At 67.6% G+C, this 24,949-nt stretch carries 28 protein-coding genes, 2 pseudogenes and 1 riboswitch; of the genes and pseudogenes, 14 read left to right on the top strand and 16 right to left on the bottom strand.

Annotated elements, in window-relative coordinates; genetic code table 11:
- The first annotated feature begins 137 nt into the window (after window positions 1-137).
- On the top strand, window positions 138-962 hold the full coding sequence (locus ACFVYE_RS26910; RefSeq protein ID WP_383963982.1) for a hypothetical protein: 825 nt from the start codon (window positions 138-140) through the stop codon (window positions 960-962).
- A gap of 92 nt (window positions 963-1,054) precedes the next feature.
- Here ACFVYE_RS26910 and thiC read toward each other — a convergent pair whose 3' ends face one another.
- Window positions 1,055-2,830: a phosphomethylpyrimidine synthase ThiC gene (thiC, locus tag ACFVYE_RS26905; RefSeq protein WP_383974206.1), complete on the bottom strand. Its 1,776-nt coding sequence runs from the start codon at window positions 2,828-2,830 to the stop codon at window positions 1,055-1,057.
- A riboswitch (TPP riboswitch) is annotated at window positions 2,823-2,957 on the bottom strand. (Overlaps the previous gene by 8 nt.)
- Before the next feature lie 70 nt (window positions 2,958-3,027).
- Between thiC and ACFVYE_RS26900 the strand changes: the two genes are divergently transcribed.
- Window positions 3,028-4,350 carry a YibE/F family protein gene (locus tag ACFVYE_RS26900; RefSeq protein WP_383974203.1) on the top strand — a complete coding sequence of 441 codons (1,323 nt, stop codon included), beginning with the start codon at window positions 3,028-3,030 and terminating at the stop codon, window positions 4,348-4,350.
- A gap of 80 nt (window positions 4,351-4,430) precedes the next feature.
- Here the strand turns inward: ACFVYE_RS26900 and ACFVYE_RS26895 are convergent, their stop codons facing one another.
- The 4 genes from ACFVYE_RS26895 to ACFVYE_RS26880 all read right to left on the bottom strand — a co-directional run bounded on the left by ACFVYE_RS26895 (window position 4,431) and on the right by ACFVYE_RS26880 (window position 6,670).
- The gene (locus ACFVYE_RS26895) at window positions 4,431-4,868 is read right to left on the bottom strand and encodes an SsgA family sporulation/cell division regulator (RefSeq protein WP_114245561.1); all 438 of its coding nucleotides are present in this window, start codon (window positions 4,866-4,868) and stop codon (window positions 4,431-4,433) included.
- A gap of 101 nt (window positions 4,869-4,969) precedes the next feature.
- Window positions 4,970-5,740, bottom strand: a complete 771-nt coding sequence (locus ACFVYE_RS26890; protein ID WP_383974200.1) for an IclR family transcriptional regulator — start codon at window positions 5,738-5,740, stop codon at window positions 4,970-4,972.
- 243 nt (window positions 5,741-5,983) lie between these two features.
- Window positions 5,984-6,196, bottom strand: a complete 213-nt coding sequence (locus ACFVYE_RS26885) for a DUF5326 family protein (RefSeq protein ID WP_383974197.1) — start codon at window positions 6,194-6,196, stop codon at window positions 5,984-5,986.
- Between the two features lie 156 nt (window positions 6,197-6,352).
- Complete coding sequence (locus ACFVYE_RS26880; protein WP_114245560.1) at window positions 6,353-6,670, bottom strand: cupin domain-containing protein; 318 nt, start codon at window positions 6,668-6,670, stop codon at window positions 6,353-6,355.
- A 68-nt stretch (window positions 6,671-6,738) separates the two neighbouring features.
- Here ACFVYE_RS26880 and ACFVYE_RS26875 point away from each other — a divergent pair, with 68 nt between their 5' ends.
- The 4 genes from ACFVYE_RS26875 to ACFVYE_RS26860 all read left to right on the top strand — a co-directional run bounded on the left by ACFVYE_RS26875 (window position 6,739) and on the right by ACFVYE_RS26860 (window position 9,947).
- Window positions 6,739-7,116, top strand: coding sequence for a phage holin family protein (locus tag ACFVYE_RS26875; protein ID WP_114245559.1), 378 nt, complete (start codon window positions 6,739-6,741; stop codon window positions 7,114-7,116).
- Between the two features lie 67 nt (window positions 7,117-7,183).
- The gene (locus ACFVYE_RS26870) at window positions 7,184-8,314 is read left to right on the top strand and encodes a cystathionine gamma-lyase (RefSeq protein WP_389607522.1); all 1,131 of its coding nucleotides are present in this window, start codon (window positions 7,184-7,186) and stop codon (window positions 8,312-8,314) included.
- A 193-nt stretch (window positions 8,315-8,507) separates the two neighbouring features.
- Window positions 8,508-9,404 carry a LysR family transcriptional regulator gene (locus ACFVYE_RS26865; protein ID WP_389607521.1) on the top strand — a complete coding sequence of 299 codons (897 nt, stop codon included), beginning with the start codon at window positions 8,508-8,510 and terminating at the stop codon, window positions 9,402-9,404.
- 63 nt (window positions 9,405-9,467) lie between these two features.
- Entirely contained in the window at window positions 9,468-9,947 is a 480-nt protein-coding gene (locus tag ACFVYE_RS26860; RefSeq protein ID WP_383974188.1) for an NUDIX domain-containing protein, read from the top strand.
- 102 nt (window positions 9,948-10,049) lie between these two features.
- On the opposite strand, the gene ACFVYE_RS26855 is transcribed toward ACFVYE_RS26860, so the two are convergent.
- Window positions 10,050-11,228: a globin domain-containing protein gene (locus ACFVYE_RS26855; protein WP_389607520.1), complete on the bottom strand. Its 1,179-nt coding sequence runs from the start codon at window positions 11,226-11,228 to the stop codon at window positions 10,050-10,052.
- Between the two features lie 430 nt (window positions 11,229-11,658).
- On the opposite strand from ACFVYE_RS26855, the gene ACFVYE_RS26850 reads away from it, so the two are divergent.
- Together ACFVYE_RS26850 and ACFVYE_RS26845 are read left to right on the top strand one after the other, a co-directional pair.
- On the top strand, window positions 11,659-12,186 hold the full coding sequence (locus ACFVYE_RS26850; protein ID WP_383974182.1) for a DUF2269 domain-containing protein: 528 nt from the start codon (window positions 11,659-11,661) through the stop codon (window positions 12,184-12,186).
- A gap of 5 nt (window positions 12,187-12,191) precedes the next feature.
- Window positions 12,192-13,061: a GNAT family N-acetyltransferase gene (locus ACFVYE_RS26845; protein ID WP_389607519.1), complete on the top strand. Its 870-nt coding sequence runs from the start codon at window positions 12,192-12,194 to the stop codon at window positions 13,059-13,061.
- Window positions 13,062-13,105: 44 nt separating this feature from the next.
- On the opposite strand, the gene ACFVYE_RS26840 is transcribed toward ACFVYE_RS26845, so the two are convergent.
- Together ACFVYE_RS26840 and ACFVYE_RS26835 are read right to left on the bottom strand one after the other, a co-directional pair.
- Window positions 13,106-13,531, bottom strand: a complete 426-nt coding sequence (locus ACFVYE_RS26840; protein WP_383974176.1) for a heme-binding protein — start codon at window positions 13,529-13,531, stop codon at window positions 13,106-13,108.
- 56 nt (window positions 13,532-13,587) lie between these two features.
- A complete protein-coding gene (locus tag ACFVYE_RS26835; RefSeq protein WP_389607518.1) occupies window positions 13,588-14,802 on the bottom strand; it encodes an MFS transporter in 1,215 nt (404 codons plus the stop codon).
- Window positions 14,803-14,942: 140 nt separating this feature from the next.
- Between ACFVYE_RS26835 and ACFVYE_RS26830 the strand changes: the two genes are divergently transcribed.
- The 3 genes and pseudogenes from ACFVYE_RS26830 to ACFVYE_RS26820 form a co-directional block, all read left to right on the top strand.
- A complete protein-coding gene (locus ACFVYE_RS26830; protein ID WP_383974171.1) occupies window positions 14,943-15,410 on the top strand; it encodes a MarR family winged helix-turn-helix transcriptional regulator in 468 nt (155 codons plus the stop codon).
- An 83-nt stretch (window positions 15,411-15,493) separates the two neighbouring features.
- Window positions 15,494-15,946, top strand: a complete 453-nt coding sequence (locus tag ACFVYE_RS26825; protein ID WP_383974169.1) for a GNAT family N-acetyltransferase — start codon at window positions 15,494-15,496, stop codon at window positions 15,944-15,946.
- A 135-nt stretch (window positions 15,947-16,081) separates the two neighbouring features.
- Window positions 16,082-16,242: pseudogene (locus ACFVYE_RS26820) on the top strand (winged helix DNA-binding domain-containing protein); the annotation flags it as partial.
- Window positions 16,243-16,283: 41 nt separating this feature from the next.
- On the opposite strand, the gene ACFVYE_RS26815 reads toward ACFVYE_RS26820, so the two are convergent.
- Both ACFVYE_RS26815 and ACFVYE_RS26810 read right to left on the bottom strand, forming a co-directional pair.
- Window positions 16,284-17,666, bottom strand: a complete 1,383-nt coding sequence (locus tag ACFVYE_RS26815; protein ID WP_383974166.1) for a serine hydrolase domain-containing protein — start codon at window positions 17,664-17,666, stop codon at window positions 16,284-16,286.
- Between the two features lie 88 nt (window positions 17,667-17,754).
- Window positions 17,755-18,339 (bottom strand): dihydrofolate reductase family protein, encoded by a 585-nt coding sequence (locus ACFVYE_RS26810; RefSeq protein WP_383974163.1) that lies wholly within the window; start codon window positions 18,337-18,339, stop codon window positions 17,755-17,757.
- Window positions 18,340-18,464: 125 nt separating this feature from the next.
- Here ACFVYE_RS26810 and ACFVYE_RS26805 point away from each other — a divergent pair, with 125 nt between their 5' ends.
- Window positions 18,465-19,064, top strand: coding sequence for a TetR/AcrR family transcriptional regulator (locus tag ACFVYE_RS26805; RefSeq protein WP_383974207.1), 600 nt, complete (start codon window positions 18,465-18,467; stop codon window positions 19,062-19,064).
- 334 nt (window positions 19,065-19,398) lie between these two features.
- Here the strand turns inward: ACFVYE_RS26805 and ACFVYE_RS26800 are convergent, their stop codons facing one another.
- Genes ACFVYE_RS26800 through ACFVYE_RS26790 form a run of 3 tightly spaced genes read right to left on the bottom strand, consistent with a single transcriptional unit; the run spans window position 19,399 to window position 21,817 of the window.
- Window positions 19,399-20,190 carry an ABC transporter permease gene (locus ACFVYE_RS26800; RefSeq protein ID WP_389607517.1) on the bottom strand — a complete coding sequence of 264 codons (792 nt, stop codon included), beginning with the start codon at window positions 20,188-20,190 and terminating at the stop codon, window positions 19,399-19,401.
- Window positions 20,187-21,137 carry an ATP-binding cassette domain-containing protein gene (locus ACFVYE_RS26795; protein WP_389607516.1) on the bottom strand — a complete coding sequence of 317 codons (951 nt, stop codon included), beginning with the start codon at window positions 21,135-21,137 and terminating at the stop codon, window positions 20,187-20,189. Before ACFVYE_RS26795 ends, ACFVYE_RS26800 begins: the two co-directional genes overlap by 4 nt.
- Window positions 21,138-21,148: 11 nt before the next feature.
- On the bottom strand, window positions 21,149-21,817 hold the full coding sequence (locus ACFVYE_RS26790; RefSeq protein ID WP_389607515.1) for a DUF4097 family beta strand repeat-containing protein: 669 nt from the start codon (window positions 21,815-21,817) through the stop codon (window positions 21,149-21,151).
- A gap of 244 nt (window positions 21,818-22,061) precedes the next feature.
- Here ACFVYE_RS26790 and ACFVYE_RS26785 point away from each other — a divergent pair.
- Window positions 22,062-22,536: pseudogene (locus ACFVYE_RS26785) on the top strand (helix-turn-helix domain-containing protein); the annotation flags it as partial.
- Here ACFVYE_RS26785 and ACFVYE_RS26780 read toward each other — a convergent pair.
- Window positions 22,482-22,685: a hypothetical protein gene (locus tag ACFVYE_RS26780; RefSeq protein WP_383975498.1), complete on the bottom strand. Its 204-nt coding sequence runs from the start codon at window positions 22,683-22,685 to the stop codon at window positions 22,482-22,484. The pseudogene ACFVYE_RS26785 and the gene ACFVYE_RS26780 sit on opposite strands and share 55 nt — an antisense overlap.
- A complete protein-coding gene (locus ACFVYE_RS26775; RefSeq protein WP_383975489.1) occupies window positions 22,682-22,915 on the bottom strand; it encodes a hypothetical protein in 234 nt (77 codons plus the stop codon). The genes ACFVYE_RS26780 and ACFVYE_RS26775 overlap by 4 nt, the downstream gene beginning before the upstream one ends.
- 329 nt (window positions 22,916-23,244) lie before the next feature.
- Here ACFVYE_RS26775 and ACFVYE_RS26770 point away from each other — a divergent pair, with 329 nt between their 5' ends.
- Window positions 23,245-23,970, top strand: coding sequence for a dienelactone hydrolase family protein (locus tag ACFVYE_RS26770; RefSeq protein ID WP_383975486.1), 726 nt, complete (start codon window positions 23,245-23,247; stop codon window positions 23,968-23,970).
- 274 nt (window positions 23,971-24,244) lie between these two features.
- Here the strand turns inward: ACFVYE_RS26770 and ACFVYE_RS26765 are convergent, their stop codons facing one another.
- Window positions 24,245-24,925, bottom strand: a complete 681-nt coding sequence (locus tag ACFVYE_RS26765; protein ID WP_383975483.1) for a TetR/AcrR family transcriptional regulator — start codon at window positions 24,923-24,925, stop codon at window positions 24,245-24,247.
- Between the last annotated feature and the right edge of the window lie 24 nt (window positions 24,926-24,949).

Raw genomic sequence — 24,949 nt, 5'->3', positions numbered from 1 at the left:
TGGGCCGATTTCCGGAAACCCCCTGTCACCCCGTGCCGTGGGCGCTCTACCATCGGCGTATCAGTAGCAGGCTCTCCTCCGTTTCCGCCCAACTGCCCGGTCCGAGCGGGTACTCAGGCCCTACGGAGCATCGGGGGATGCACATGAACAGCGCTCCGCACCTGCTGACCGAGGACCGCCCGGAGTACGAGCGGATCCTCGACGACGCACTGCGTCACGCCCATGAACGACCGGATCTGGCCGCGGTCGGCGAGCGGCTCAACGCCGTGCAGCTGCGCACCATGGCACTGGACGCCACGGCGCTGATCACCGCGACGGCCGCCACCGAGTACGAGCACTATGTGAAGGCCCGCGAAGAGCTGCGCAGACCGGCCGAAGGAGCAGGCCAGGATCCGGGCCCCGGGTCCGGCACTGACGGCCCGAACCAGTCGGGCGCCGGCATAGGAGCCGTCGTCACGGTCCTGGCGCCCGTGCTGGCCGGCACGGCCGCGTTCATATTCCTGCTGTCCGGCTATCTGCTGAGACTGCTCAATCCGCCGCCATCCTTCGCCTCCACCATGGTCGCCGCGGGCTGGTTCTTCGCGGCGGTCATGGCCGCCGCCATCCTGGCCGCCGCCGTCGGACTGCTCATCACCGCGCTGCGCAACGGTTCGACGTCGCAGCCCGCCGAGGATGCCGAGAACGAGTTGCCGGAGGATGTGGCGCGCGCGAGAGAGGCATGGCGCCACGCACTGCTGGAGCGCGGCATACTGCCGTTCCTGCGGGACGCGCTCGCCGACCCCGACGCCGGCCGCGCGTCGCGCACACCGCATCGTTCGGCGAACCGCATCCCGAAGATCGGCTACAGCCGGCCGGACTTCACCAGCCCGGACGACGGCCCGGCGGCGGGCCCCCGCCCGACATTCACCAGCCCGGACTTCACCAGCCCCGACTTCGGCGGCCCCGAGCACGAGTTGGACTGACCGGGTCCGGGCACCGGGCCCGTACCGACGACGGGACGCCGTCCCGAGAAGCCCTGGCCTCTCGGGACGGCGTCCCCTTGTGCGCGTCCCACTCAGTCCGCGATCGGCAGATAGACCCGGTTGCCGGCCGCCGCGAACTCCTTGGACTTCTCCGCCATGCCCGCGTCGATCTCCGCCTGGGAACCGCCGTGTTCACGACGGATGTCCTGGGAGATCTTCATCGAGCAGAACTTCGGGCCGCACATCGAGCAGAAGTGCGCCGTCTTCGCCGGCTCGGCCGGCAGCGTCTCGTCGTGGAACTCCCGAGCCGTGACCGGGTCGAGAGCCAGATTGAACTGGTCCTCCCAGCGGAATTCGAAACGGGCGTCGGAGAGCGCGTCGTCCCAGTCCTGCGCCCCCGGGTGCCCCTTGGCGAGGTCCGCCGCATGGGCCGCGATCTTGTACGTGATGACGCCGGTCTTCACATCGTCCCGGTTGGGCAGGCCGAGGTGCTCCTTGGGCGTGACGTAGCAGAGCATCGCCGTGCCCCACCAGGCGATCATCGCCGCACCGATGCCCGAGGTGATGTGGTCGTACGCCGGGGCGACATCGGTGGTCAGCGGGCCGAGCGTGTAGAACGGCGCCTCCTCGCAGATCTCCTGCTGCAGGTCGATGTTCTCCTTGATCTTGTGCATCGGGACATGGCCCGGGCCCTCGATCATGGTCTGGACGCCGAACCGCTTGGCGATCGTGTTCAGCTCACCGAGCGTGCGCAGTTCGGCGAACTGGGCCTCGTCGTTGGCGTCGGCGATCGAGCCGGGGCGCAGCCCGTCGCCCAGCGAGTACGTCACGTCGTACGTGGCGAGGATCTCGCAGAGCTCCTCGAAGTGCTCATACAGGAACGACTCCTTGTGGTGCGCGAGGCACCACGCCGCCATGATCGAGCCACCGCGGGAGACGATGCCGGTCTTGCGGCGGGCGGTCAGCGGGACGTAGGGCAGGCGCACGCCGGCGTGGACCGTCATGTAGTCGACGCCCTGCTCGGCCTGCTCGATGACGGTGTCCTTGTAGATCTCCCAGGTCAGCTCCTCGGCCCGGCCGTCGACCTTTTCGAGGGCCTGGTAGAGGGGAACGGTGCCGATCGGCACGGGGGAGTTGCGCAGAACCCACTCACGGGTGGTGTGAATATTGCGGCCGGTGGAAAGGTCCATGACCGTGTCGGCGCCCCAGCGCGTCGCCCATGTCATCTTCTCCACCTCCTCCTCGATGGAGGACGTCACCGCGGAGTTGCCGATGTTGGCATTGACCTTCACCAGGAACCGCTTGCCGATGATCATCGGCTCGATCTCGGGGTGGTTGACGTTGGCCGGCAGCACGGCCCGGCCCGCGGCGATCTCCTCGCGCACCACCTCGGGTTCGACGTTCTCCCGGATCGCCACGTACTCCATCTCCGGGGTGATCTCGCCCCGGCGGGCGTACGCGAGCTGGGTCACCGGCCGCCCGTCCCGGCTGCGGCGGGGCAGGCGCGGGCGGCCGGGGAAGACCGCGTCGAGGTTGCGCAGCCCGCCACGCGGCGGGGTGTGCTTGAGCCCGTCGTCCTCGGGTCGGGCGGGGCGGCCCGGATACTCCTCGGTGTCGCCGCGCGCGATGATCCAGCTCTCCCGCAACGGTGCGAGCCCGCGCCGGACATCGGTCTCGGTGGTGGGATCGGTGTACGGGCCCGACGTGTCGTACAGCGTCACGTCCTTGCCGTTGGTGAGGTGCACCTGACGGACCGGCACCCGGAGGTCGGGGCGTGAGCCCTGGACGTACCCCTTGTGCCAGCCGATGGACTTCCCGGCCTCGTCGCTCTGGTTCGAGGCAGGCGTGCGTGCGTCCGATGTGGTCATGAGACCTACTCCCTACGCCGGCATTACCCGGTAACAGGTTCGGCGGTCGGCGCAGCCTCCTCCCGTACGGATGTACGGATATCAGCGCCCTCTCAGCCCGGTGCTCCGAGCTCCCGCGTGTGCAAAGGTTCCTCCACGCTAGCGCCCTGTCCGGCGTAATGAACAGAGGGCCCTTCTCTTCTTGCAATGATCGGCCGGTGACGTCCCCCCATACCGACCCCGAACCGCAGGGCCATCAGCACGGCCACTCGCACAGCCATGGCCCTGCCGAGCCCGTCTCCAAACATCTGCGCAAGGTCATCGCGGCCGTGCTGATCCCGTTCGCCACCGCGGTCGTCGTCTGCCTGGCGGTGCTCTGGCCGGGCGGCGCGCCCCCGCACGAGCGGACCGGTGTCGGTTTCGACCGGCAGACCCAGCAGGGAAAGGTGGTGAATATCGACAAGGTGAACTGCAAGGACGTGAACGCCGCCCAGACACCCATCAGCGGCGAGACCACCCCGCCGTCGGGTAGCGGGCCCGGGCTGTGCGAAAAGGCCACGGTCGAGGTGACGACCGGTCACGACAAGGGACGGACCTTCGTCGAGATCGTTCAGCCGGACGCACCCCGTCAGTTGCACGAAGGGCAGGGCGTGATCGTGGCGTACGCCCCCGACGCACCCCATGATCTGCAGTACTCGGTGACGGATGTGAACCGGAAGTTCCCGATGACGCTGCTGGCCGGGATCTTCGCCCTGGTCGTGATCGCGGTGGGCAGGATGCGTGGGGTGATGGCACTGGTCGCGCTCGCCGTGTCGTTCGCCGTGCTGACCCTGTTCATCCTCCCGGCCATCCTCCAAGGCTCGAATCCACTGCTCGTCGCGGTGGTCGGGGCAAGTGCGATCATGCTGATTGCGCTCTACATGTGCCACGGCCTGACCGCCCGCACGTCGGTCGCGGTGATCGGCACACTGATCTCACTGCTGCTGATCGGGCTGCTCGGATCTCTTTTCATCGGCTGGGCGAGCCTGACCGGCAACACCGACGACAGCACCGGCCTCATCCACGGCCTGTACCCGCACATCGACATGAGCGGTCTGCTGCTGGCCGGTGTCATCATCGGCTCGCTCGGAGTACTCGACGATGTGACGGTCACCCAGACATCGGCGGTCTGGGAGCTGCACCAGGCGAACCCGACGATGGGTGCCCGGGGGCTCTACCGGGCAGGGATCAGGATCGGGCGCGATCACATCGCCTCGGTCGTCAATACGCTGGTGCTCGCCTACGCGGGCGCCGCACTGCCGCTGCTGCTGCTGTTCTCGATCGCCCAGAGCAGCGTGGGGACGGTGGCCAACAGCGAGCTGGTGGCGGAGGAGATCGTACGAACGCTGGTCGGCTCGATCGGACTGGTCGCCTCGGTGCCGGTGACGACGGTGCTCGCTGCGCTGGTCGTCTCCGCGGACCGCACAGGGGCCGGCGCGGAAGCCGGAGCTTCGGCACCTGTACGGACCGGGAAAGGCCGTCGTCGTAGGACGAAGCCTTGAACGCCTCCATACGGAGAGCGATTCACCCATTCAGCAGGTGTTGTGTTCGACCGGGGGGCCGGTCGGCGGCGCCGCGCTCCTCAGCCGGCGTTCTGTTCCTCGGCGAGGATCCGGCCCAGGGCCTCTTCCAGGTTGCCCTCGAAGTCACCCAGCGTGCACTCCTGCCCGAGCGGCACGAGTTTGTCCGTCCGGTCGAGAAAGGCCACAAGCGGTGCCGTACCGGCCCTGAAGAGGGCGCGATCCGCGCCCACCTGAAGTCGGATATGTACGTCGGACAGCCCCTCGGGCTCCGTGGGCCCGATATGCACATCACCGTCGCCACTGGGGCTGTTGAGGCCGTCGAGCAGCAGCTCACGGCCGAATGCCCAGGTGACGGGGGCGTCGCCGGGCAGATGGAAGGTCATCCGGATCGCATACGGATCGCACACTTCGTACCGGAGCTCCACCGGGATCCGGAAAGAGAGCTCCTCGGAGACGAGGAAGCTCATCATGACCTCAGCTTGAACCGACTCGCGCATCGTCCAACCCCGCAGTAGATGAATCTGGCCAGGAATGATCCCCCATGGCCCTATTGACGCCATCGTGGTGCACGCGATAGCAGATCACAAGGAGTGATTTTTCAGATACTGATAGAGAACACGAACGAGCGCAAGAGGCTGGCCACTTCGCCACGTAGTTGTTCGACTGCGGGGAGCAACCGATCTTCCCGCTCCAGAGGTACCGAAATCGCCATCGCTGCGGCAGTGAATCCGGCTGTGATCGGGATGGCTGCGCAGACCGTCCCCAAGGCGTACTCCTGTCGTTCGATGACAGGTTCCACTCGTTCCAACGACCGCAATCGTTCAAGAAACGCCGGGCGATCCCTTACCGAGTAGCGGGTCAGCGGCCGCACAGGGTGACGGTCCAGATGGTCCTCGCGGGCCTTCTCGTCGAGCTGGCTCAGCAGACACTGGCCGATCGCATGGGCATGCCCGGTCTCCCGGAAAGATGCCCACTCGTCCACCGCGGGTGTGGCGGGGTTGTCGGCGACCGCGATGAGTTCGATCTCACCCTCGCGGTAGACGGCGCAGTACACCGGTGCGCCGATGGTGTCACGCCAGCGGCTCAGCAACTCGGTCATTCTGCTGCGACGATTCTGCAGCGAACCCTCGTCGACCAGCCGCTCAGCGGCGGTCCCGAAGAGGAACACGCCGTTCTCCCGGCGCAGATAGCCCTCATGGGTCAGGGTGCGCAGCAGATGGTAGGCAGTGGGAAGGGGAAGGCCCGCTTCCCTGGCCAACTGTTTCGCGGGCGCTCCGTCTCGATGGGCGCCCACAGCTTCCAGCAGCCTCAGCGCTCGCTGGACCGAACCGATCAGCGTCGGGACAGCAGTGCTCGATGCCGTGGTCAACGGTCACCCCCAGGCATGGTGACGGGCGGTCAGCCCGCCTGTGGGGGCCGCCCCCACAGACCGCCGCATGACTGGGGTCCGGAGGCCGAACGCCGTACAAACCACTGGTCAGGGTGGTAACGGACAGTAAATTCCCAGGTGGTGGCAGCGGACTGCCACCATATCGGCCGCATCCGCAAGGGGTGTCGTTTCGTCTTGCACTTAGCTCAGCTGGGCTAATCCCCCGGCCGGCTTCCGATCGTCCTACCAGTCGCTACGTGACGAAGAGGACGACATGAACTTGCGTACGACGAAGACGAGTCCGCCGACCAGGATCACGAAGACCAGAACCTTGAAGAGCAGACCGATCACGAACCCGACCACGCTGGCGATCAGACCGCCGAACACGACGATCGCGATGACCGGCACCGCGATCCACTTCACCCACCATGGCATCTCCGCGAATATCTCCCGCACGGCCATCGTCCTTGCCTCGTCTCTGTGAGTTCCTGTTTCGATACCTCGATGCTAGAGGCGCAAAGGGAGCCGGCGGGGGGTCCACAGCCCTTGAAGTCCCCTGATCGACCCCTTAGGGATCCCTGAGACCGGAGCCCTGTCCTCCGTAGGAGCTGCTCAGCTTTCCGGCGGGGAGAAGACCACCATGACCCGCAGGTCCTCGGTGATGTGGTGGAACTTGTGGGCAACACCGGCGGGTACGTACACCACGCTTCCTCTGCCCACCTGCGTGGTTTCCATGCCGACCGTGATCGAGGCGCGGCCGCTGACGATGAAGTAGACCTCGTCCTCCTTGTGCGGCTGCTGCGGGTCGAGTTCACCGGCATCCAGTGCGTACAGGCCGACGGACATGTTCCGTTCCTTCACGAACTGCAGATACGCACCGTCGTTGGCAGCCCGTTCCGCTTCCAGTTCGTCCAGTCTGAATGCCTTCATGGCCCGTCCGCCCCTTGCCTCTGTCCTGCCGGTGTCCGCCACCGATCATGTCTGCCACGATCAGACACATGAAGAATTTCGTAGTCAAGACGATCGCCAACGCAGGTGCGCTGGCCGTGGCCATCTGGCTGCTCCAGGACATCACGCTGAACGGCGGCAGCACCGGACGCAAGGCGCTCACGCTGATCGTGGTCGCCCTGCTCTTCGGCCTGGTGAACTTTGTGGTCAAGCCGATCGTGAAGCTGCTCACCCTGCCGCTCTTCATCCTCACGCTGGGGCTCATCACCCTGGTCGTCAACGCGCTCATGCTGATGCTGACCTCCTGGCTGGCCGGTCAGTTCAATCTGAGCTTCCATGTCGACGGCTTCTGGACCGCCGTGCTCGGCGGTCTGATCATCTCGATCGTGTCGTGGGCGCTGAACGTAGTCCTGCCCGACGAGGACTGAGTCGACATCTACTGAAACAGTGCAGGTCGGACCGGTGGCACACCGGGGAGAGAAGTGAGGAAGCGGTATGAGCACCATGGGTGACGGAACCCGGGCGGTACGGGCCGGTCTGCCCGAACCGGAGCAGTTCGAGCCCACCCTGCCCGGACCGGTCTTCGCCGCGCACTTCCATCTCTCCGGTGAACCGACCGGTCCATACACCTACGGCCGGGACACCAATCCGACCTGGACGCATCTGGAGCGCGCCATCGGCGAGCTGGAGGCGCCGGGGGAGCCGGTCGAGACCACGGTCTTCGCCTCCGGGATGGCGGCGATCTCGGCCGTGCTGCTGTCCCAGGCGCGCACCGGCGATGTGGTCGTGCTGCCCGACGACGGATATCAGGCGCTGCCGCTGGTGCGTGAACAGCTGGAGGCGTACGGCGTCGAGGTCCGGACCGCGCCGACCGGCGGCGATGCCCAGCTGACGGTCCTCGAAGGCGCCAAGCTGCTGTGGATCGAAACCCCGTCCAATCCTGGGCTCGATGTCTGCGACGTACGCCGGCTCGTCGAGGCCGCACACGCGGCCGGCACTCTGGTGGCTGTCGACAACACCCTCGCCACACCGCTCGGCCAGCGCCCGCTGGAACTGGGGGCCGACTTCTCTGTGGCCAGTGACACCAAGGGCATGACCGGGCACGGAGACATCCTGCTCGGCCATGTGACCTGCCGCGATCCCGAGCTGGCAGCGGGTGTACGGCGCTGGCGCAAGGTCGTCGGCGCGATTCCGGGACCGATGGAGGCCTGGCTCGCGCACCGTTCGCTGGCCACGTTGGAGCTGCGGATCGACCGGCAGTGCGCCACCGCCCTGACGCTGGCCGAGGCCCTGGGCAAGCGCCGGGAGGTGACCGGGCTGCGGTACCCCGGCCTGCCCACCGACCCTTCGTATCCGAACGCCGTGCGTCAGATGAGGCGCTTCGGCTCCGTGGTTTCGTTCGTACTGCCCGACCGCGAGCGGGCCGAGCGCTTCCTGACCGAGCTGCGGCTGGTCGACGACGCGACGAGTTTCGGCGGCGTGCGCTCCACCGCCGAGCGGCGGGCACGCTGGGGCGGTGACGCCGTACCAGAGGGTTTTATCCGTTTCTCGGTCGGCGCCGAGAGCTCGGACGACCTGGTGGCCGACGTGGAGCGGGCACTGGACGCGGCGCTGGGCGAGAACTGATCCAACCGGTGGTACGGACGGTCCGAGCCTCCCCCCTCGTGGCTCGGACCGTCCCGGTTCCGGACGTGAAGAACCGCTTGAACAAGGCTAATTGACTCTCCGTCAGTGTCCAATCACGGTAGCGACAGCGACCTATCGACATATTTATAGTTGTACGGGTCCGAAGCGGCGCGAGGGTGGGAGGGGGCAGGACATGGACCTGGCCCTGCTGCGCACATTCGTCACGGTGCACCGGGCCGGTTCCTTCACCAGGGCTGCTGCCCTGCTCGGCCTCTCCCAGCCCGCGGTCACCTCGCAGATCCGCATCCTGGAGCGGCAGCTGGGCCGCCCGCTCTTTCTGCGCAGGGCCCGCGGCGTGACCCCGACGACCATCGGCGACGAACTCGCTCACCGGGCGGCGCCCCATCTGGACGCGCTGGTCGAGATCGCCGAGACCGAGCTCGACGAGGAGTCGGGCGTACGGACACTGCATCTGGCAGGGCCACCCGAGTTCACGTCGATGCGTGCCCTGCCGGCACTCACCCCTCTCATCGCCCAGGGCCTGGCTCTGCGCAGTTCGTTCTTCACCAGCGCCGAGGAGACGCTGGAGGGACTGGCCGCCGGACATCATGATCTGGCCATTGCGACGGACCGTCCGCGCGGCGGGCTGCTCACCGCGACTCCGCTCTGCGACGAAGAACATGTGCTGATCGCCGCGCCGCGCTGGGCCGGGCGCCTGGGGCCCGGGACCTTGCGGCACAAGGGGCCTGTGGTGCTGGACCAGCTGCCGATCGTGGAGGTGCACGAGAGCCTGCCGCTCGTCTCCCGCTACTGGGCCGCCGTCTTCGACAGCCGGCCCGCCGCTGCGGGAGCCGTCATCGTGCCGGATCTCCGGGCGGTCCTGGAGTGCACGGCAGCGGGCGCCGGGCTCACCGTACTGCCGCGCTATCTGTGCGAGGGGGCGCTGGAACGGGGCGAGGTGGTGGCGCTCCTCGACCCTCCCGTGCCTCCGCTGCGCACGTATTTCGTGGCCGTGCGGACCGGCACACTCGCGCTGCCGCACATCGCGCGGGCGCACGAGTGGCTGCTGCGCGCTGCCGCCGACTGGTGAGCGCAGGGCGGTCCGGCGCGGGTCAGGTGTTTCAGAACCGGTTCCGTGGGCCACTCTCTTGCCATGACCGAACGTCCTGTGGTCAAGCGCACCGCACGTGCCATCCTGCTCGACGGCAACGACCTCATCCTCATCAAGCGCACCAAGCCCGGGGTGGATCCGTACTGGCTCACGCCGGGTGGCGGGGTCGAACCCGAGGACGCAACCGTCGTCGACGCCCTGCACCGTGAGGTGGACGAGGAGCTCGGCGCCAAGATCACCGATGTGGTCCCCTGCTTCGTCGACACCGTGGAGCACATCGAGGGCGGCGGAGTGAAGGGCGTCAAAGTGCAGCACTTCTTCGTCTGTCGGCTGGATTCGATGGACCTGTCCCGGCGCCACGGCCCCGAGATCGAGGATCCTTGCGGGGAGTACGACGTCGTACGGGTGCCGTTCAGCCGGATGGGAATCGCTGCCGTTCATCTCGTACCGCTGTCGCTGCGGCACTACCTGGACGGCAATATCGAGGGCGTACGGGCGATGCACGCTCCCGACCTGGGCTGACCGGCCGCCGCTTCCGGATCAGGGCTGACAGCCACCTCTTCCCGGGACAGCGCTGACCGCTGCCGGTCCCTGGTTCGGGGCTGACGGCTGCCGGTCCCGGGTTCAGTCGGGGCCGGTGGTCGCCAGCTCCTCGACTGAGTCGTGCCGGATGCGCTCGGCCGGCATACCGATCCCCCTGAGCACATCCACGCTGCTGCGGATCATGCCGGGCGGGCCCGAGAGATAGGCGTCGTACTCGTGCCACGGGCCGCACTGGCGCACGGCCTCGGGCAACAGCCCCTTCAGACCCCCCTCCGTTCCCGGGCCGGTGGAGACCACCGGCCGCACCTCGAGCCAGGGATAGGTCTTCTGGAGCCGCATCATCGTGTCGATGTCGTACAGATCGTGACCGCTGCGTGCCCCGTAGAAGACCTCCACGGGACGCCGGTCGCCATGCTCCGCAACGTCCTCGACGAGCGCCTTGATGGGCCCGATACCCGTGCCGCCGCCCAGGCAGAGCAGACCGGTGTGGGTGGAGTGGTCGACCGTCATCGACCCCGTGGGTGGGCCGAGGCGCAGGATGTCGCCGGGCCGGGCCCGGTGCACCAGGGCGTTGGAGACCCAGCCGGCCGGTACCGCCTTGATGTGGAAGGTGAGCAGACCGTCCGGGCGGGGCGCCGAGGCGAAGGAATAGTGCCGCCAGTTCCGGGGCCACCACGGGGTCTCCATCGCCGCGTACTGGCCTGCGAGAAAGGGGTAGGCATGGTCGGGACGGACCGTGAGGATCGCTATGTCGCGGGTCCTGAGGTCATGGGAGACGACCTCGGCATGCCACCGGGCGGGAGCCCGCTGCTCGTCCTCGGCGGCCGCATCGATCATGATCTGCGATATCGCGGTGTAGGCACGGACCCACGCCGCTTCGGTCTCAGCGTCCCAGGTAGTGGTCGCATAGCGGCTCAGCGCGCCGAGGAGCGCCTCACCCACAGCGGGATAGTGCGCAGGCAGTGTGCCGTACTTGCGGTGCCCCCGGCCCAGTTCGCCGAGATACTCGGCCAGCGCATCGGGGTCGTCCAGCCGGTCCGCCGCGGTGAGGATCGCGCGGAGAAGACGATCACGCTGAACATCCATCGCGACCGGAAAAAGGGTACGCAGATCGGGGTGCCGGATGAAGAGCAGCGCGTAGAAGTACGAGGTTGCCTGATCCGCGACGGGCGAGATCTCGGTCAGGGTGCGGTGGATCAGGGTCGCGTCGGGAGATCTGTCCGTTCCGTCTTCGGTCCACCCGGTGGCCGGAGCATCCATACTCTGCCTCGCCTCGAAGGTCTTCTGGCCGCCTTATGCACCCATACACGGCCCGCGGCCCTTGTCTGCGGGCGTAGTCGGGTCCTGCTTGCGGTCGCTGGCCGCTTCCTGCCCGCGGTCTCTCACCCCAGCATGCCTTGCCACGAACGCAGACCGGACAAATAGCGGGAAGTCCGGGTATCCGAACCGGTTTTCCCGTTACGCTCCTTTGCCTCATGGCCGAGCCGTGAACCCACAACAGTCGCTCGCATCCGTATCAGCGCGGGAGTTTGCACCAACCGCCCCAGCCGAGAGGGCCACAGAGGAGTGCGCACCAACTCACCTCACCGGCAAGGCCGCAGAAGGGTGGGCACTGTACGCCGGGGCGAGTACGCGAGGTTACTCCCGCTGTCGGACGCCCGATTACCCCATTCCCGGCACTGTGTTTCACGTGAAACCACTCAAACGTACCGCTCGCCGCAGCCTTCTCGTCGCGCATGTCGCGGTATCCGTGAGCTGGCTGGGACTGACCGTCGGACTGCTGACGCTCGGAATCACGGCCTTCCTCACCGGTGACCCCGCCAACGCACAGGCCGCCACCCGCGCCATGAAGATTTTCGGAGACTGGCTGGTCGTCCCGGTCGCCCTGCTCTCCCTGCTCAGCGGCCTCGTCCTGGCTCTCGGTACGCCTTGGGGACTGGCCAGGCACCGGTGGGTCTGGACAAAGTTCTGGCTCACCCTGATCACTGCGGCACTGTCGATCTTCTCGTTGCGCCCCGGCATCAACGAGGCGGCGACGCGTGGCTCTGTCGATATCGACCTGGTGATCGCTCCGTCGGTGGCGACGGCAACGTATCTTTTCATCACCGCGGTATCAGTGCTGAAGCCCTGGGGATTGACCCGGCGCGGCCGACGGCTGCGCATCCTGGCCGGAGCCGGTAAAGGAGTGGACGAGCGATCACCGCATCGGACAGCCTGACCTTCATGCTCACCCCGCCGCCCCGTCCGCTCGCCGAATTCCCTGTCCGGCGTCTCACCCTGGGTGACCTGGTCGCCTGCGCCGATCTCTGCGAGGACCGCGGATGGCCACGCGATGAGCACAGATGGGGTCTGCTCCTCGCCGCAGGAACCGGCTATGGCTTGGACGGTCCCGGTGGCAAAGGCCTGATGGCCGCTTGTGTGGTGACCTCCTACGGCCCACGACTGGCTGCCATCGGAATGCTGCTCGTAGCCGAGCGATATGCGCGACAGGGAGTCGCCCGCCACCTGATGCGCCATGTGATCGACGAGGCCGCAGGCACTCCGCTCAGCCTGTACGCGACATCCGCGGGACAACCGCTCTACGAACAGCTCGGCTTCGCGGTCGTGGGCCGCGTCGAGCGGGTCACCGGGTACTTCCGGCCGACCGGCGACAGGGCGTCCACTGTGACCGTCCGCCCGGCCACGGCGGAGGACCTGCAAGCCATGGTCCGGCTGGACACGGACGTCTTCGGCTCCGACCGGACACATGTCCTCGCCCGGCTGCCCGCGTATGCCGACCACATCCGGGTCGCGGAGGACGACGGCCAACTCGTCGGTTACGCAGCGACCTGGCCGAGCGCTCATACGCATGTGGTCGGCCCGCTCATCGCTCCCGACACCGACACCGCTCAGGCACTCGTCGCATCGCTCGCAGAGGCGACGGATCTACCGTTGCGCGCGGACATCGACGCGCGCCATGCGGAGCTGCTCGACTGGTTCGAGGAGTGCGGTCTGCAAAGAGACTCCAGAACCACGGTGATGACTTACGGAACCTCGGACCTGCCGGGCGACTGGACCCGTCGCTACGCTCCGCTGACCGTAGCGACGGGCTGACTCACGCGGCTTTGAACTGACACCGAGCGTGGGCGGTGCGAGCGTCAGGCGAGAGCCTTCACCGCAGCCGTCGCGAAGCCGTGGTCCTGGTCGGGAGCACCTCCGCCGACGCCGATGGCGCCGATGAGCCGGCCGTCACGGTGGACCGGGACACCACCGGCGATGAAGAGCAGCGGCCGGTCGAGGGCGGTCGGCAGGGTGTGGAAGAGCCCGCCCGGCTGGACCGCGTCGACGAGGTCGGCGGTGGGGGCGTTGAGCTGAAGGGCCGTGTATGCCTTGCGGGTGCTGGTCTCACCCGCGATGAGAACGGCCCGGTCGTCCCGCCGGAAGGCCAGCAGATGACCGCCCGCATCGAGGATCGTGACAGCAACGGCGACACCGGCGGCTTCGGCGGCGTCGCGGGCCGCTTCGATGAGCGCTTCGGCGTCCGGGGTGGTCAGCGGGGCGACAGCGGCAGTGGTGGTGCTCATGGGGATGTCTCCTTGGTGTGATGTGGTGCTGTGTGTGAGGGGGTGGTGTGAGGGGGTCAGCGCTGGGGCGCGGGGGTAGCGAGCGGTTCAGGACTGTGCTGGGCGACGAGTCGGCCCCGGGAGGCCGTGCTGCGGCGTTCCAGAACGCTGGAGACGACCGCGAGGACCAGGGCGGAGGCGGCCAGAGCGGCGCCGACCCAGTTGGGCGCGGTGTAGCCGAGGCCGGCTGCGATGACGAGGCCACCGAGCCATGCCGACAGCGCGTTGCCGAGGTTGAAGGCACCGATGTTGACGGCGGAGGCGAGGGTCGGAGCACCGGCTGCCTGGTCGAGCACCCGCTTCTGCAGCGGCGGCACTGTGGCGAAGCCCAGGCCCCCGATCAGCACGATGGTGACGGCCGCTGCGATCTTGTTGTGGGCGGTCAGGGTGAACAGGGCCAGAACCACGGCGAGGGCACCGAGCGACACGTACAGCATCGGCATCAGATGGCGGTCGGCGAACTTGCCGCCGAGCAGATTGCCGCCCACCATGCCCAGACCGAAGAGGACCAGGAGCCAGGTGACGGAGGACGCGGAGTATCCGGCGATCTCGGTCATCATCGGGGTGATGTAGGTGATCGCGGCGAAGACTCCGCCGAAACCGAGCACGGTCATCGCCATGGCGAGCAGGACCTGCACATTGCGGAATGCTGCCAGCTCGTGGCGGAGCCGTACGCCCTCGGGGCGGGGCTGTTCGGGGACGAGCCTGGCCACACCGAGAAGGCCGATGACACCGAGCGCGGCGACAACGAAGAATGTGGTCCGCCAGCCGACGCTCTGTCCGATGTAGGTGCCCAGCGGTACGCCGACGACATTGGCGACGGTGAGGCCCGTGAACATCATGGCGATCGCGCCGGCCTTCTTCTGCGGGGCGACCAGATCGGCCGCCACGACCGATCCGATGCCGAAGAAGGCACCGTGGGCGAGCGAGGCGATCACGCGGCCGGCGACCATCACGCCGAAGACCGGGGCGATGGCGGAGACCACGTTGCCCACGACGAACAGCCCCATCAGCAGCATGAGCATGCGCTTACGGGTGATGCGGGTGCCGAGGACAGTCATCAGCGGTGCGCCGAGGACGACACCGAGGGCGTATCCCGTGACGAGGAACCCTGCGGTCGGGATCGAGACCTGGAAGTCCGCAGCAACCTCGGGGAGCAACCCCATGATCACGAACTCGGTGGTTCCGATACCGAAAGCCCCAATAGCGAGGGCGAGGAGCGCGAGCGGCATGGGTTTCACCTTCCCTGAAGATTGCATCTGCGCCTTACGAGCGTCCACAATAATTGCAGACGCCGATTAATTGCAAGCGCGGGCTATTGCGGACGTCGCCTATCCTGGACGCAAGCAGCTCCGAGACGGAGGAGAGACCCATGACAGCTACAGACCCCGCACTGACCGCCCTCTCCCAGGGCTGGTGCGCCCTCTCCTTGCTTCACGGGAAGATCGAGGCCCGTATCGAGCGGGCGCTGCAGGCCGGGCATGGTCTCAGCGTGCGGGAGTACTCCCTGCTCGACGTCCTGAGCAGGCAGCACAACGGCCCCGGCGGCCATCTCCAGATGAAGCAGGTCGCGGACGCCGTCGTGCTCAGCCAGAGCGCCACCACCCGCCTGGTCACCCGCCTCGAGGACCGCGGACTACTGACCCGGTATCTCTGCGACACCGATCGCCGCGGCATCTACACCGATGTCACCGAGGCCGGCCTCACCCTGCTCGCCGAAGCCCGGCCGACCAATGACACCGCGCTGCGCGCCGCGCTCGACGAAGCCGCCAAGAATCCCGAGCTGGCCCCACTCGTCAGGGCGGTCGAAGAGCTGAAGGCCCCCGCACAGGTCGCGTGAGTCGCCGCGCAGCCGCTGAGAGTCCCCCGAGCAGGCCGGGTGATTCCCCGCACCGTCCACATGATCTGCGTACTCTGCCGATCATGAGCGATCTGGAAATACGTCCCGCGGCCCTCGCCGACATCCCCGCGATCGTGGCCATGCTCGCCGACGATCCGCTGGGTGCAGAACGTGAGTCGCCGGACGACCTCGCCCCTTACCGCGCCGCATTCCGGCGGCTGGCCGACGACCCGAACCAGCATGTGGTCGTCGCCGTGCGCGAGGGCCGCGTCGTCGGAACCCTGCAGCTGACGGTGATCCCTGGACTTTCCCGGCGCGGCTCGACCCGCTCGGTCATCGAAGGCGTCCGCATCCACGCCGCCGAGCGCGGCAGCGGCCTCGGCACCCAGCTGATCGAATGGGCCGTGGACGAATCCCGGCGCCAGGGCTGCCAGTTGGTCCAATTGACGTCCGATGCGACCCGGACCGATGCTCATCGTTTCTACGAGCGGCTGGGATTCACCGCCAGCCACGTGGGCTTCAAGCTCGCGCTCTGACGCAGTCCGGAGTCCGAAGGGTCGTCTGTGCACCGCATCAGTGACGAACAGCGCAGGATCAGGCTCGGGCGGCACCATCTCCTGACCCCGTCCGCCGCCGCCATCTTCTTTTCCGCGTGCGCCCGGATGTCCGCGGCGCAGCGAGCCGATGGTGAGCCGGTCTGGCGGCTGCTGTCCGACATCGGCCGGGATGCCACCACCGTGGTCGAGGTGGAAGCATCCCGACTGTCGCCATGGGTGGGCCAAGCACGGATCACTCCGCGCTTTCGTACCCACTGGAACGGGAGTTGACGGCCCGAATCGGCCACCCCCGCCTGTTTCACGTGAAACGTGGTGCTCAGGCCCCGAGGCCCCGCCACCCGTCCTCGTCCACACCGCCGGGAACGGCCGCTGTGGCGTCGTACGGCTCCCGTGTGAAGACGAACGAACCCAGGTCGAGATGGTTCACGCTGCCGTCGTCGTTCCGGACGATACGCAGCGTCTCCCCCGCGTAATAGCCGTTGAGACCGACCCAGGTGCCGTCTGGCTGTGCGGTGAATCGGGCGCCGCGGCCATTGCCACGCAGGGGTTCAAGGTCCAGCCCACCGTCCGACGTCAGTCGCAGGATGTTCGTGTTTGTGCCCCAGTACCAGGGACCGGTCAGAGCGAGCAGCTCCGCGTCCGCCTCGGGCAGCGGACGCCAGGGCTCCGGAATGCGGGGCTCGGCCTCGGCGACGATCTTTACGAGGTCGGCGGCAACACTGCCGACAATCAGCCCCGACGTGGTGTTGGTGAGAACGACGGCCGCCACATCGTCCTCGACGCCGACCCATAGGGCGGCCAGGAAGCCGGGCAGCGAACCTGTGTGCCCGAAGAGCGTGCGGCCGCTCCTCCGCCCGAGCTGAAGCCCCAGACCGTAATTGGACTCCCAGTCACCGGACTCGGTCGGCGCGGACGGTTCGCGCATCTGCTCCACGGAGGCGGCACAGAGCACCCGGTCGTCCCCTCCGGCGAGAAAGGCCGCGAAGCGGAGGAGGTCGCCGGAGGTGGACCAGAGCTGGCCGGCCGGGGCCATCAGTCCGAGATCCTCGGTCGGCTCGGGCAGCATGACATCCGCCCATGGATGCACGGCCCAGCCGCCTGCGTGCGGCGCCTGCGGCTGGGGGCTCGTGCGGTGCATGCCCAGCGGTTCCAGAATCTCGCGTCGAAGCACATCGGCCCAGCTCGCCCCGCGCACCTTCTCGACCAGCGCGCCCAGCAGTGTGTAGCCAGGGTTCGAGTAGTGGTGTCGGCGGCCCGGAGCATGCATCCGTGTCTGCTCGCCGAGCACATCGGCAAGCTCGGGCCTCAGTGTGCCCGGAGTCCTCTCCCACCAGGGCGCAGGTGACTCGGCCCCCAGTCCCGCACTGTGGCCCAGGAGTTGATGGACAGTGACTCCACCGACGCCCGTACCGGGCAGATGCTTCTCCAGCGGGTCGTCCAGATCCAGAAGTCCTTCGTCGCGCAGCCGCAGAACCAGCACTGCCGTGAAGGTTTTGGTGATTGAGCCGATCCTGAACTGGGTGTCTGCGTCGGGGGCATGGCCGTCCACGCAGCTGCGGGAGCCGCTCCAGACGATCTGTCCCTGTCTCTGTACTGCGGCAACGAGCGAGGGCGCCCGGCCTTCCGACTGTGCGGTGGCGATGCGGTGCAGCAGAGCGCGCTGCGTACCGGGGAGCAACTGTTCAGATGGGGAGGTCATTCTCAACAACTACCCGCAGACCCCAAGCCGTGGCGAACCCATTTCGCAGCACCTGGACCACGCACCGCCATCGCCCCCGGACACCCGGTCAGCGCGTACGGCTGTAGGTCCTGACCAGGGCGCCGTTGTCGAAGACACGAACCGAGTCCAGCGCGAACTCGGTGGGTGCGAAATCCGATCCGAACATCGGCATGCCCGATCCGTAGACCAGCGGATACGTCTTGATCACCAGCTCGTCGATCTCGTCGATCAGCTCTCCGGCAAGCTGGGAGCCACCGCAGAGCCAGATCCCGAGCTCACTGTTCTCCGCCTTGAGTTCCCGGACCCTTGCCACCACGTCGTCGGAGACGAGCTCGACATTCGGGTCGGGTGACTCCTTGAGGGTCCGCGAAGCAACGATCTCGCGCAGCTGGGCGTACGGGCTGGTGATGTTGATGTCCAGCGCCAGTTGATAGCTGACCCGCCCCTGGATCACGGTGTCGAACTGCTGGTTCTCGATGCTGCGAAAGCCGAGCAGCTTGCGGCCCTCGGTCGAAATCGTCTCCGGGTACTGCGTTTTCAGAAACTCAAGGAACTCCTCGTTCACGAACTGGTACATGGACGACGCGTCACCGCTCGGGTCTCCGATGAAACCGTCGATGGAGCAGGCGATGAAGTAGGTCAGCTTGCGCACAGGATCCCCGTTCCGTTGCGGCGTATCCGAGCCACAACAACTTCAACTAGAGTGCTTCATGTGTAGTGGTTACGCAATCCCTTTCCGCGAAAGAGCCGAAGAAGAAGATCAAGGAAGGCATGCGCATGGTCAGGAACCCCGAGCGCAGAACAGCGCTCGTCGATGCCGCCATCGAAGTACTGGCGGACGAGGGCGCGCGAGGGCTCACGTTCCGCGCGGTCGATGCACGCGCCGGCGTCCCGGTGGGCACGTCATCCAACTATTTCGCCAACCGTGACGACCTGTTCATGCAGGCGGCCGCCCGTATCACCGTCCGGATGACACCGGACCCGGCCAAGGTCGAGGAGGCCATGCGCCCGACGCCCTCGCGTGAGCTGGTCGCCGACCTGATGCGATGGCTGGTGCAGCGCATGGAGGACGACCGCACCGGCTACCTCGCCATGCTGGAACTCCGCCTGGAGGCCACTCGCCGACCGGCGCTCCGCAACCGGCTGACGCGGCCCGTCCGTGCCAACTTCGACGAGAGCGCCCGGTTCCACCAGGAGGCGGGCCTGCCGGGCGACGCGGACGCCTTCCTGGTGCTCTACCTGGCCATGACGGGACTGCTGCTGGAGCACTTCACGCTGCCCGACGTTCTCATCGGCCCCGAGAGCGATCTCCGGGCCGAAGCCACCTTGAACCGGCTGGTGGAGACGGTGGTCACGCGCGTCATTCCGCCGTCCTGAACCCGTCCCGTACCGGTCGCCCGAGACCGGGAGACTCCGCAGTACGGCTGACCTGCGGTTCCTCAGCCTGTCTCACGTGATGCCATGGTGGGCTGCCGATTTGGCCCCGGATTCCCAGCTCGGATACCACGGGACTACTGGCCGGCCAGTAGTCAGGGCGAGTCGGACATGACGCCACGGCTGCCGGACGCCGACCTGCGGAAACGCCCCCAGGGGCCCGGGGATCCCCGGCCGGCCGGGGACGCCGAGGGGGCGGCGTACGCCGACGCGGTGTCGGAGCACGCCGCCCTGGGGCGGGACGGGTTGCGGGAGATGACCCGCGCTGTCATGGCAGTTACTTCGGGTCGCTGTTGAACTTCGAGGCCGACCAGAAGTAGCCGAGCGCGGTGAGGCCCAGGCACCAGGCGACGGCGAGCCACCCGCTGTGGCCGATCTCGCTGCCGAGCAGCAGGCCACGCAGGGTTTCGATGGCGGGCGTGAACGGTTGGTACTCGGCGATCGGCTGGAACCAGCCGGGCATGGAGTCGATGGGCACGAAGGCGCTGGAGAGGAGCGGCAGGAGGATCATCGGCATCGCGTTGTTGCTGGCGGCCTCGGCGTTCGGGCTGATCAGGCCCATGCCGACCGCGATCCAGGTGAACGCCAGGGCGAAGAGCACGAGCAGCCCGAACGCCGCCAGCCACTCCAGGACGCTTGCGTCCGTGGACCGGAAGCCGATGGCCACGGCGACGGCGCCCACGAGGACCACGCTGGCGATGCACTGCAGCACGCTGCCGACGACGTGCCCGACGAGCACCGAAGGGCGGTGGATGGCCATGGTGCGGAAGCGGGCGATGATGCCCTCGTTCATGTCGTTGGAGACGGAGACCGCGGTGCCGACCACGGTGCTGCCGATGGTCATCAGCAGGAGGCCCGGGACGATATAGGCGATGTATGCGGAGCGGTCCGGACCGCCGCCTCCGATGCCCGCGCTCATGGTGTCGCCGAAGATGTAGACGAAGAGCAGCAGCAGCATGATCGGGGTGAGCAGCAGGTTCAGGGTGAGGGACGGGTAGCGCCGCGCGTGCAGGAGGTTGCGGCGCAGCATCGTGTTCGAGTCGCGCATGGCGAGGGAGAGGGCGCTCATCGGACGGTCTCCTTGGGCTGGTTGGGGACGTTGGTGGTGAGGGCGAAGAACACGTCGTCGAGGTCGGGGGTGTGCACGGTCAGCTCGTCGGCCTCGATACCGGCCGAGTCCAGCCAGTCGAGGATGGAGCGCAGTTCGCGCTGGCTGCCGTCGCTGGGGATCTGCAGGGACAGTGCCTCGTCGTCCCGGGTGGCCTCGCGCAGGGCAGACGCGGCGGACTGGTACGTGGCCGGGTCGGTGAAGCGGAGCCGGATGTGTCCGCCGGGGACGAGCCGCTTGAGCTCGTCGGCGGTGCCCTGGGCGGCGATCTTCCCGTCGCTCAGTACCGCGATCCGGTCGGCGAGTTCGTCGGCCTCGTCCAGGTACTGGGTGGTGAGAAAGACGGTGACGCCGCCGGCGACCAGCTCGCGGATGATCTGCCACATGTTGTGGCGGGAGCGGGGGTCGAGGCCGGTGGTCGGCTCGTCGAGGAAGATGATCCGGGGGTTGCCGACCAGGGTCATGGCGATGTCCAGGCGGCGCTTCATGCCGCCGGAGTAGGTGGAGGCGGGCTTCTTCGCGGCCTCCACCAGGTCGAAGCGCTCCAGCAGTTCGGCGGTGACCCGGCGTCCCTCGCTGCGGGAGAGGTGGTGCAGGTCCGCCATGAGGAGCATGTTCTCCTCGCCGGTGATCAGGCCGTCGACGGCGGAGAACTGCCCGGTGACGCCGATCACGGCACGCACTCCGTCCGATGACGTGGCGACGTCGTGGCCCGCGACCTGGGCCTGCCCGCCGTCGGCGGCGATGAGCGTGGACAGGATCTTCACGGCGGTGGTCTTGCCCGCGCCGTTCGGACCGAGCAGCGCGAAGACCGTTCCTTCGGGGACGGCCAGGTCGACGCCGTCCAGCACGACCTTGTCACCGTACGACTTGCGCAGCCCGTTCGCCGCGATGGCCAGGTTGGTCATGAGGTGCTCCTTCAGAGGCTGCGGGCGGTGATGTCGCCGTGGGCGGTGGTCGCGTGGATGTGCAGGTCGGCGGCGCCGTCGGTGTTCTTGAGCGCGTTGTGGATCCGGCCGTAGGCGGTGCCGGCATCGAGGGAGGCGGAGACCCCGCGGGCGGCGCCGATCGAGATCTCGCCGTGCTCGGTGCGCAGTTCGACCATGCCGCGCACGGCCTCGGCGATGTGGATGTCGCCCTTTTGGGTGCTGATCTCCGCGGGGCCGCCCAGGCGGCCGACCGAGATGTCGCCGGCGAGGAGGGTGAGGCGGACGCTTTCGGCCTCGTCGAGCTTGACCGTGGCCTGCGCGCCCTCGAAGGCGACGTCGCCGAACCGTCCGACGCCCCGGAACTCGGCGCTGGCCGCCTTCGCCTCGATGCGGGAACCGGCGGGAAGTTGGATGGTCACCTCGACGGATCCGGAAGCACCGAGGATCCGGTTCTTCGCCGGTGAGGTCTCGATCCGCAGGACGCCGTCGCCGTATTCGACCGTGATCTGCTCCGCCGCCTTCACGTCGCGGCTCTTGGAGGCGTCCGCGGGCAGGACCTCGACCACGGTGTCGGCCCGGTCGGCGGCGATGAACCGGATGCGTCCCGCGGGGATGTCGAGAACGGCGGAGACCGAGGTGGGGGTGTCGAACTTCTGCATCGTGCTCTCCTTCTTCTGCACCGCGCGCCCCTTCGGCCCGCCGTTTCTGGTGATGGAAAAGCTACGTTGCGTTCAACAATCTGGCAATGGAATCGTTGCGAGTTATCGCCATTCCTGCAGGTGAAAGCCGGGAAATCATTGCAATGATTTTGAGTCTAATGCAACGAAAGCCATCGCGATCGTTGCAATAGATTGAGGGTGAACGCTATAACTGGAGACACCAAGGGCCAGAGAGGAGACCGTGATGCCGGGAGGCAGACTCACCCCAGCACGAACGCCAGCAGTTCGCGCTGGGACTGGCCGACGGCCTCGCCCACGCCGAGATCGCCAGACGCCTCGACCGTCCGACCTCGACGATCACCCCACCGAACACCTCGCCCACCGCCGCAGGCAGACCACGCCCCGGGGGCCTGCGGCCCCCGGACGCGACGCCGAGGCCGTGCGCGAGCACGAGGAGACGTTCACCACCGTCCTCATGCAAATCAGGCCCGCACAAGATGATGTCCCGGGTGCCGGCCGGCCTCTGCACCACCGACGCGGGCAGCCTCACCGCGTCCGAACTCGTCCAGCACCTCCAGGTCAGCCCGGCGCCCGTCTCCAAAGATCGCGTTCCTTGAGAGCCAGGGCCTCGTCCGCCGGGAATGCAACGCCCCCGCCGCGAGCGCTACGTCGTCGACGACGTCTGGTGCTCGCGGGCCCAGCCGAGCGCGAAGGACACCTTCGGCCGCGTGAGCAGGTGCTGCGGCTTGACGTCGACAACCAGCGGGACGTCCTTCTCCCGAAGAACGAGGAAGTCCGGGACATGGCGCCGCAGTCGCTCGTCCACCGTGGTGGAGAGGAGGAACGGCTGAGCGAAGACCGCAGTCACGTCCGGGGCGAAGTCGGCGTAGAGGGGTTGAGCAGGCGCATCAACTCAAGCCGCGACTCGTGGACAACATGGCCACGCATCGTGGAGGACCAGTACGTGCCCGAGTCGTGCTTCTGGCCGTGCCGCCGGCGGAACGTACGCCACGGCGCCGAAGGCTCGACGACGTCAACGCCGGAGGCCGGCCAGGGCTGGTCCTCGTCGATCTGCCCGTCCACGTGGCGAAGGCCCATCGAGACATCGCCGAGTACACACGGCACACCCCACCCCAAGCAGCAAGAACGGGGAACGGAGCGCCCGGTCTCGACCAGCTGAGACGTCTCCACGATCACGGCGGAGGACACCGCTGCATGGATCGAGACCGGGATCAGCACTACTACGGGCGAACGGGACTCCCTCGTTGACGACGTGATGGCCAGCGGCCCGGTTCGCAACGGTGTCGATGTACTCCGCCAGAACCAGAGCCTTCCACAGTGCCCACCCACGGGCCCACACCTGCGCTGTTCTGCCGACGGTGAAGACCGGCCCGACCGGGCTCGACAATCACTACAGTCCAGTTCTCATGACGACGGTCACAACGCGCACGGTCGAATACCCGGCCGACGGCCTGACGATGATCGGGCACCTCGCGCTCCCCGCCGGTGTCGACCGCCGGGCCGCAGTCCTGATCGGGCCCGAGGGGCCGGGCCTGAACGACTTCCAGCGCCGCCGGGCCGACGCCCTCGCCGAACTGGGGTACGTTGCGCTGGCCTTCGACCTCCACGGCGGGCGCTGGTTCACCGACCCAGAGAAGATGCTGGCGCGCGTGACCCCGCTGCTCGCCGACCCCGACCGGATGCGGGATATCGGCCATGCGGCACTCGATGTGCTGCGTGCCGAACCGCGGACCGACCCCGACCGGATCGCCGCCGTCGGCTACGGCACCGGGGGCGCAATCGTGCTGGAACTCGGGCGTGACGGCGTCAACCTGCGGGCGATCGGGACGGTCAACGCACTGACCACGGGCCGACCGGGCGAGGCGGCGCGCATCCGTTGCCCCGTGTGGGCCGGGGTCGGATCGGAGGACCCGATCATGCCCGCTGAGCAACGGGACGCCTTCGCCGCCGAGATGCAGGCCGCGGGCGTCGACTGGCGCCTCGTGGTCTACGGCGGAGCCCCGCACGCCTTCCACCACCCGCCGGTCGACCAGACCGTGCTCCCCGGCGTCGGCTACCACCCGCAGCACGCGCAGCGAGCCTGGCGCGACGTCGTCGACCTGCTCGCCGAGTGTCTGCCCGTAACGGAGTGAGCCAGAGCGTCAGGACTGCCATCGTCATGACACGACAGCGGAGAAAATGACACGGAGCCTGAGAACCTACAAACCGCCTGCAGGGTCTCAAATCGCGTGCCATGTTGATCTCAGCCGACCAGCGGATCCCCGGGTTGTCTCACGGGATGTAATGCGGCTTGAGTCTCAATTCCATGGCACTTCATCAATTTCCACACGCTTTGGTGAGGTTGCGTCATCTCAACGCATCAGCGCCGACCTGGCGCCATGACCGGTCCGGTCCTTCGGCCGCGCGTCACCTTGAGACGCGGGCTTCGATGCCGTCGAGCAGGAAGTCGAGGCCGATCCGGAAGGTGTGGTCGGCGTCCAGGTGGGCGGCATCGCGCACCACCGTGGCCAGCGCGGGGAATCGGCCAGTGGCGAAGGTTCGCTCCAGATAGGGCCCGAGTGAGGCCTGCCAACGCTTCTCGTCCATCCCGGTGGCCCGCTCGGCACGCCGCTCGGCGATCTCCCGACGCACCGCGCCGATCACGTACGCGTTGACTGCGGCGACCACCGGCATGATGGCGTCCACGTCGACGTCGCCCAGTGCGGCCACCACGGTCTCCCCACTGGCCAGCGCGTGCGGCCCGAGTTGGGGTCGGCCACCCAGTAGATCGGCGAGCCATTCGTGCTCATGAGCGGCGTGCCGAGTGGCTTCGGCAAGAGACCGGAGCACCTCCCGCCAGCCGTCTCCGACCGGCCGGATCTCGGCGTGGGCGGCGTCGACCATCAGGTCGAGCAACTCCTCCTTGCTGGCGATGTAGCCGTACAGCCGCATCGGACGGACGTCCAGCGCGGTGGCGACCTTGCGCAGCGACACCGCATCCAGGCCGTCCGCGTCGGCCAGCTGGATCGCCGCTCGCACGATCCGTTCCCGGCTCAACGGGGCCGGCACAGGCCGATTCGATGGCTCCGGCCTCTCCCACACCAACATGCCGCTAACAATACACCGCATCGG

This window comes from Streptomyces sp. NPDC058239, from assembly GCF_042882185.1.
Lineage (GTDB): Bacteria > Actinomycetota > Actinomycetes > Streptomycetales > Streptomycetaceae > Streptomyces.
Note: the sequence above shows the minus strand (reverse complement) of the source record. Positions and strands in the feature narration are given on the sequence as shown.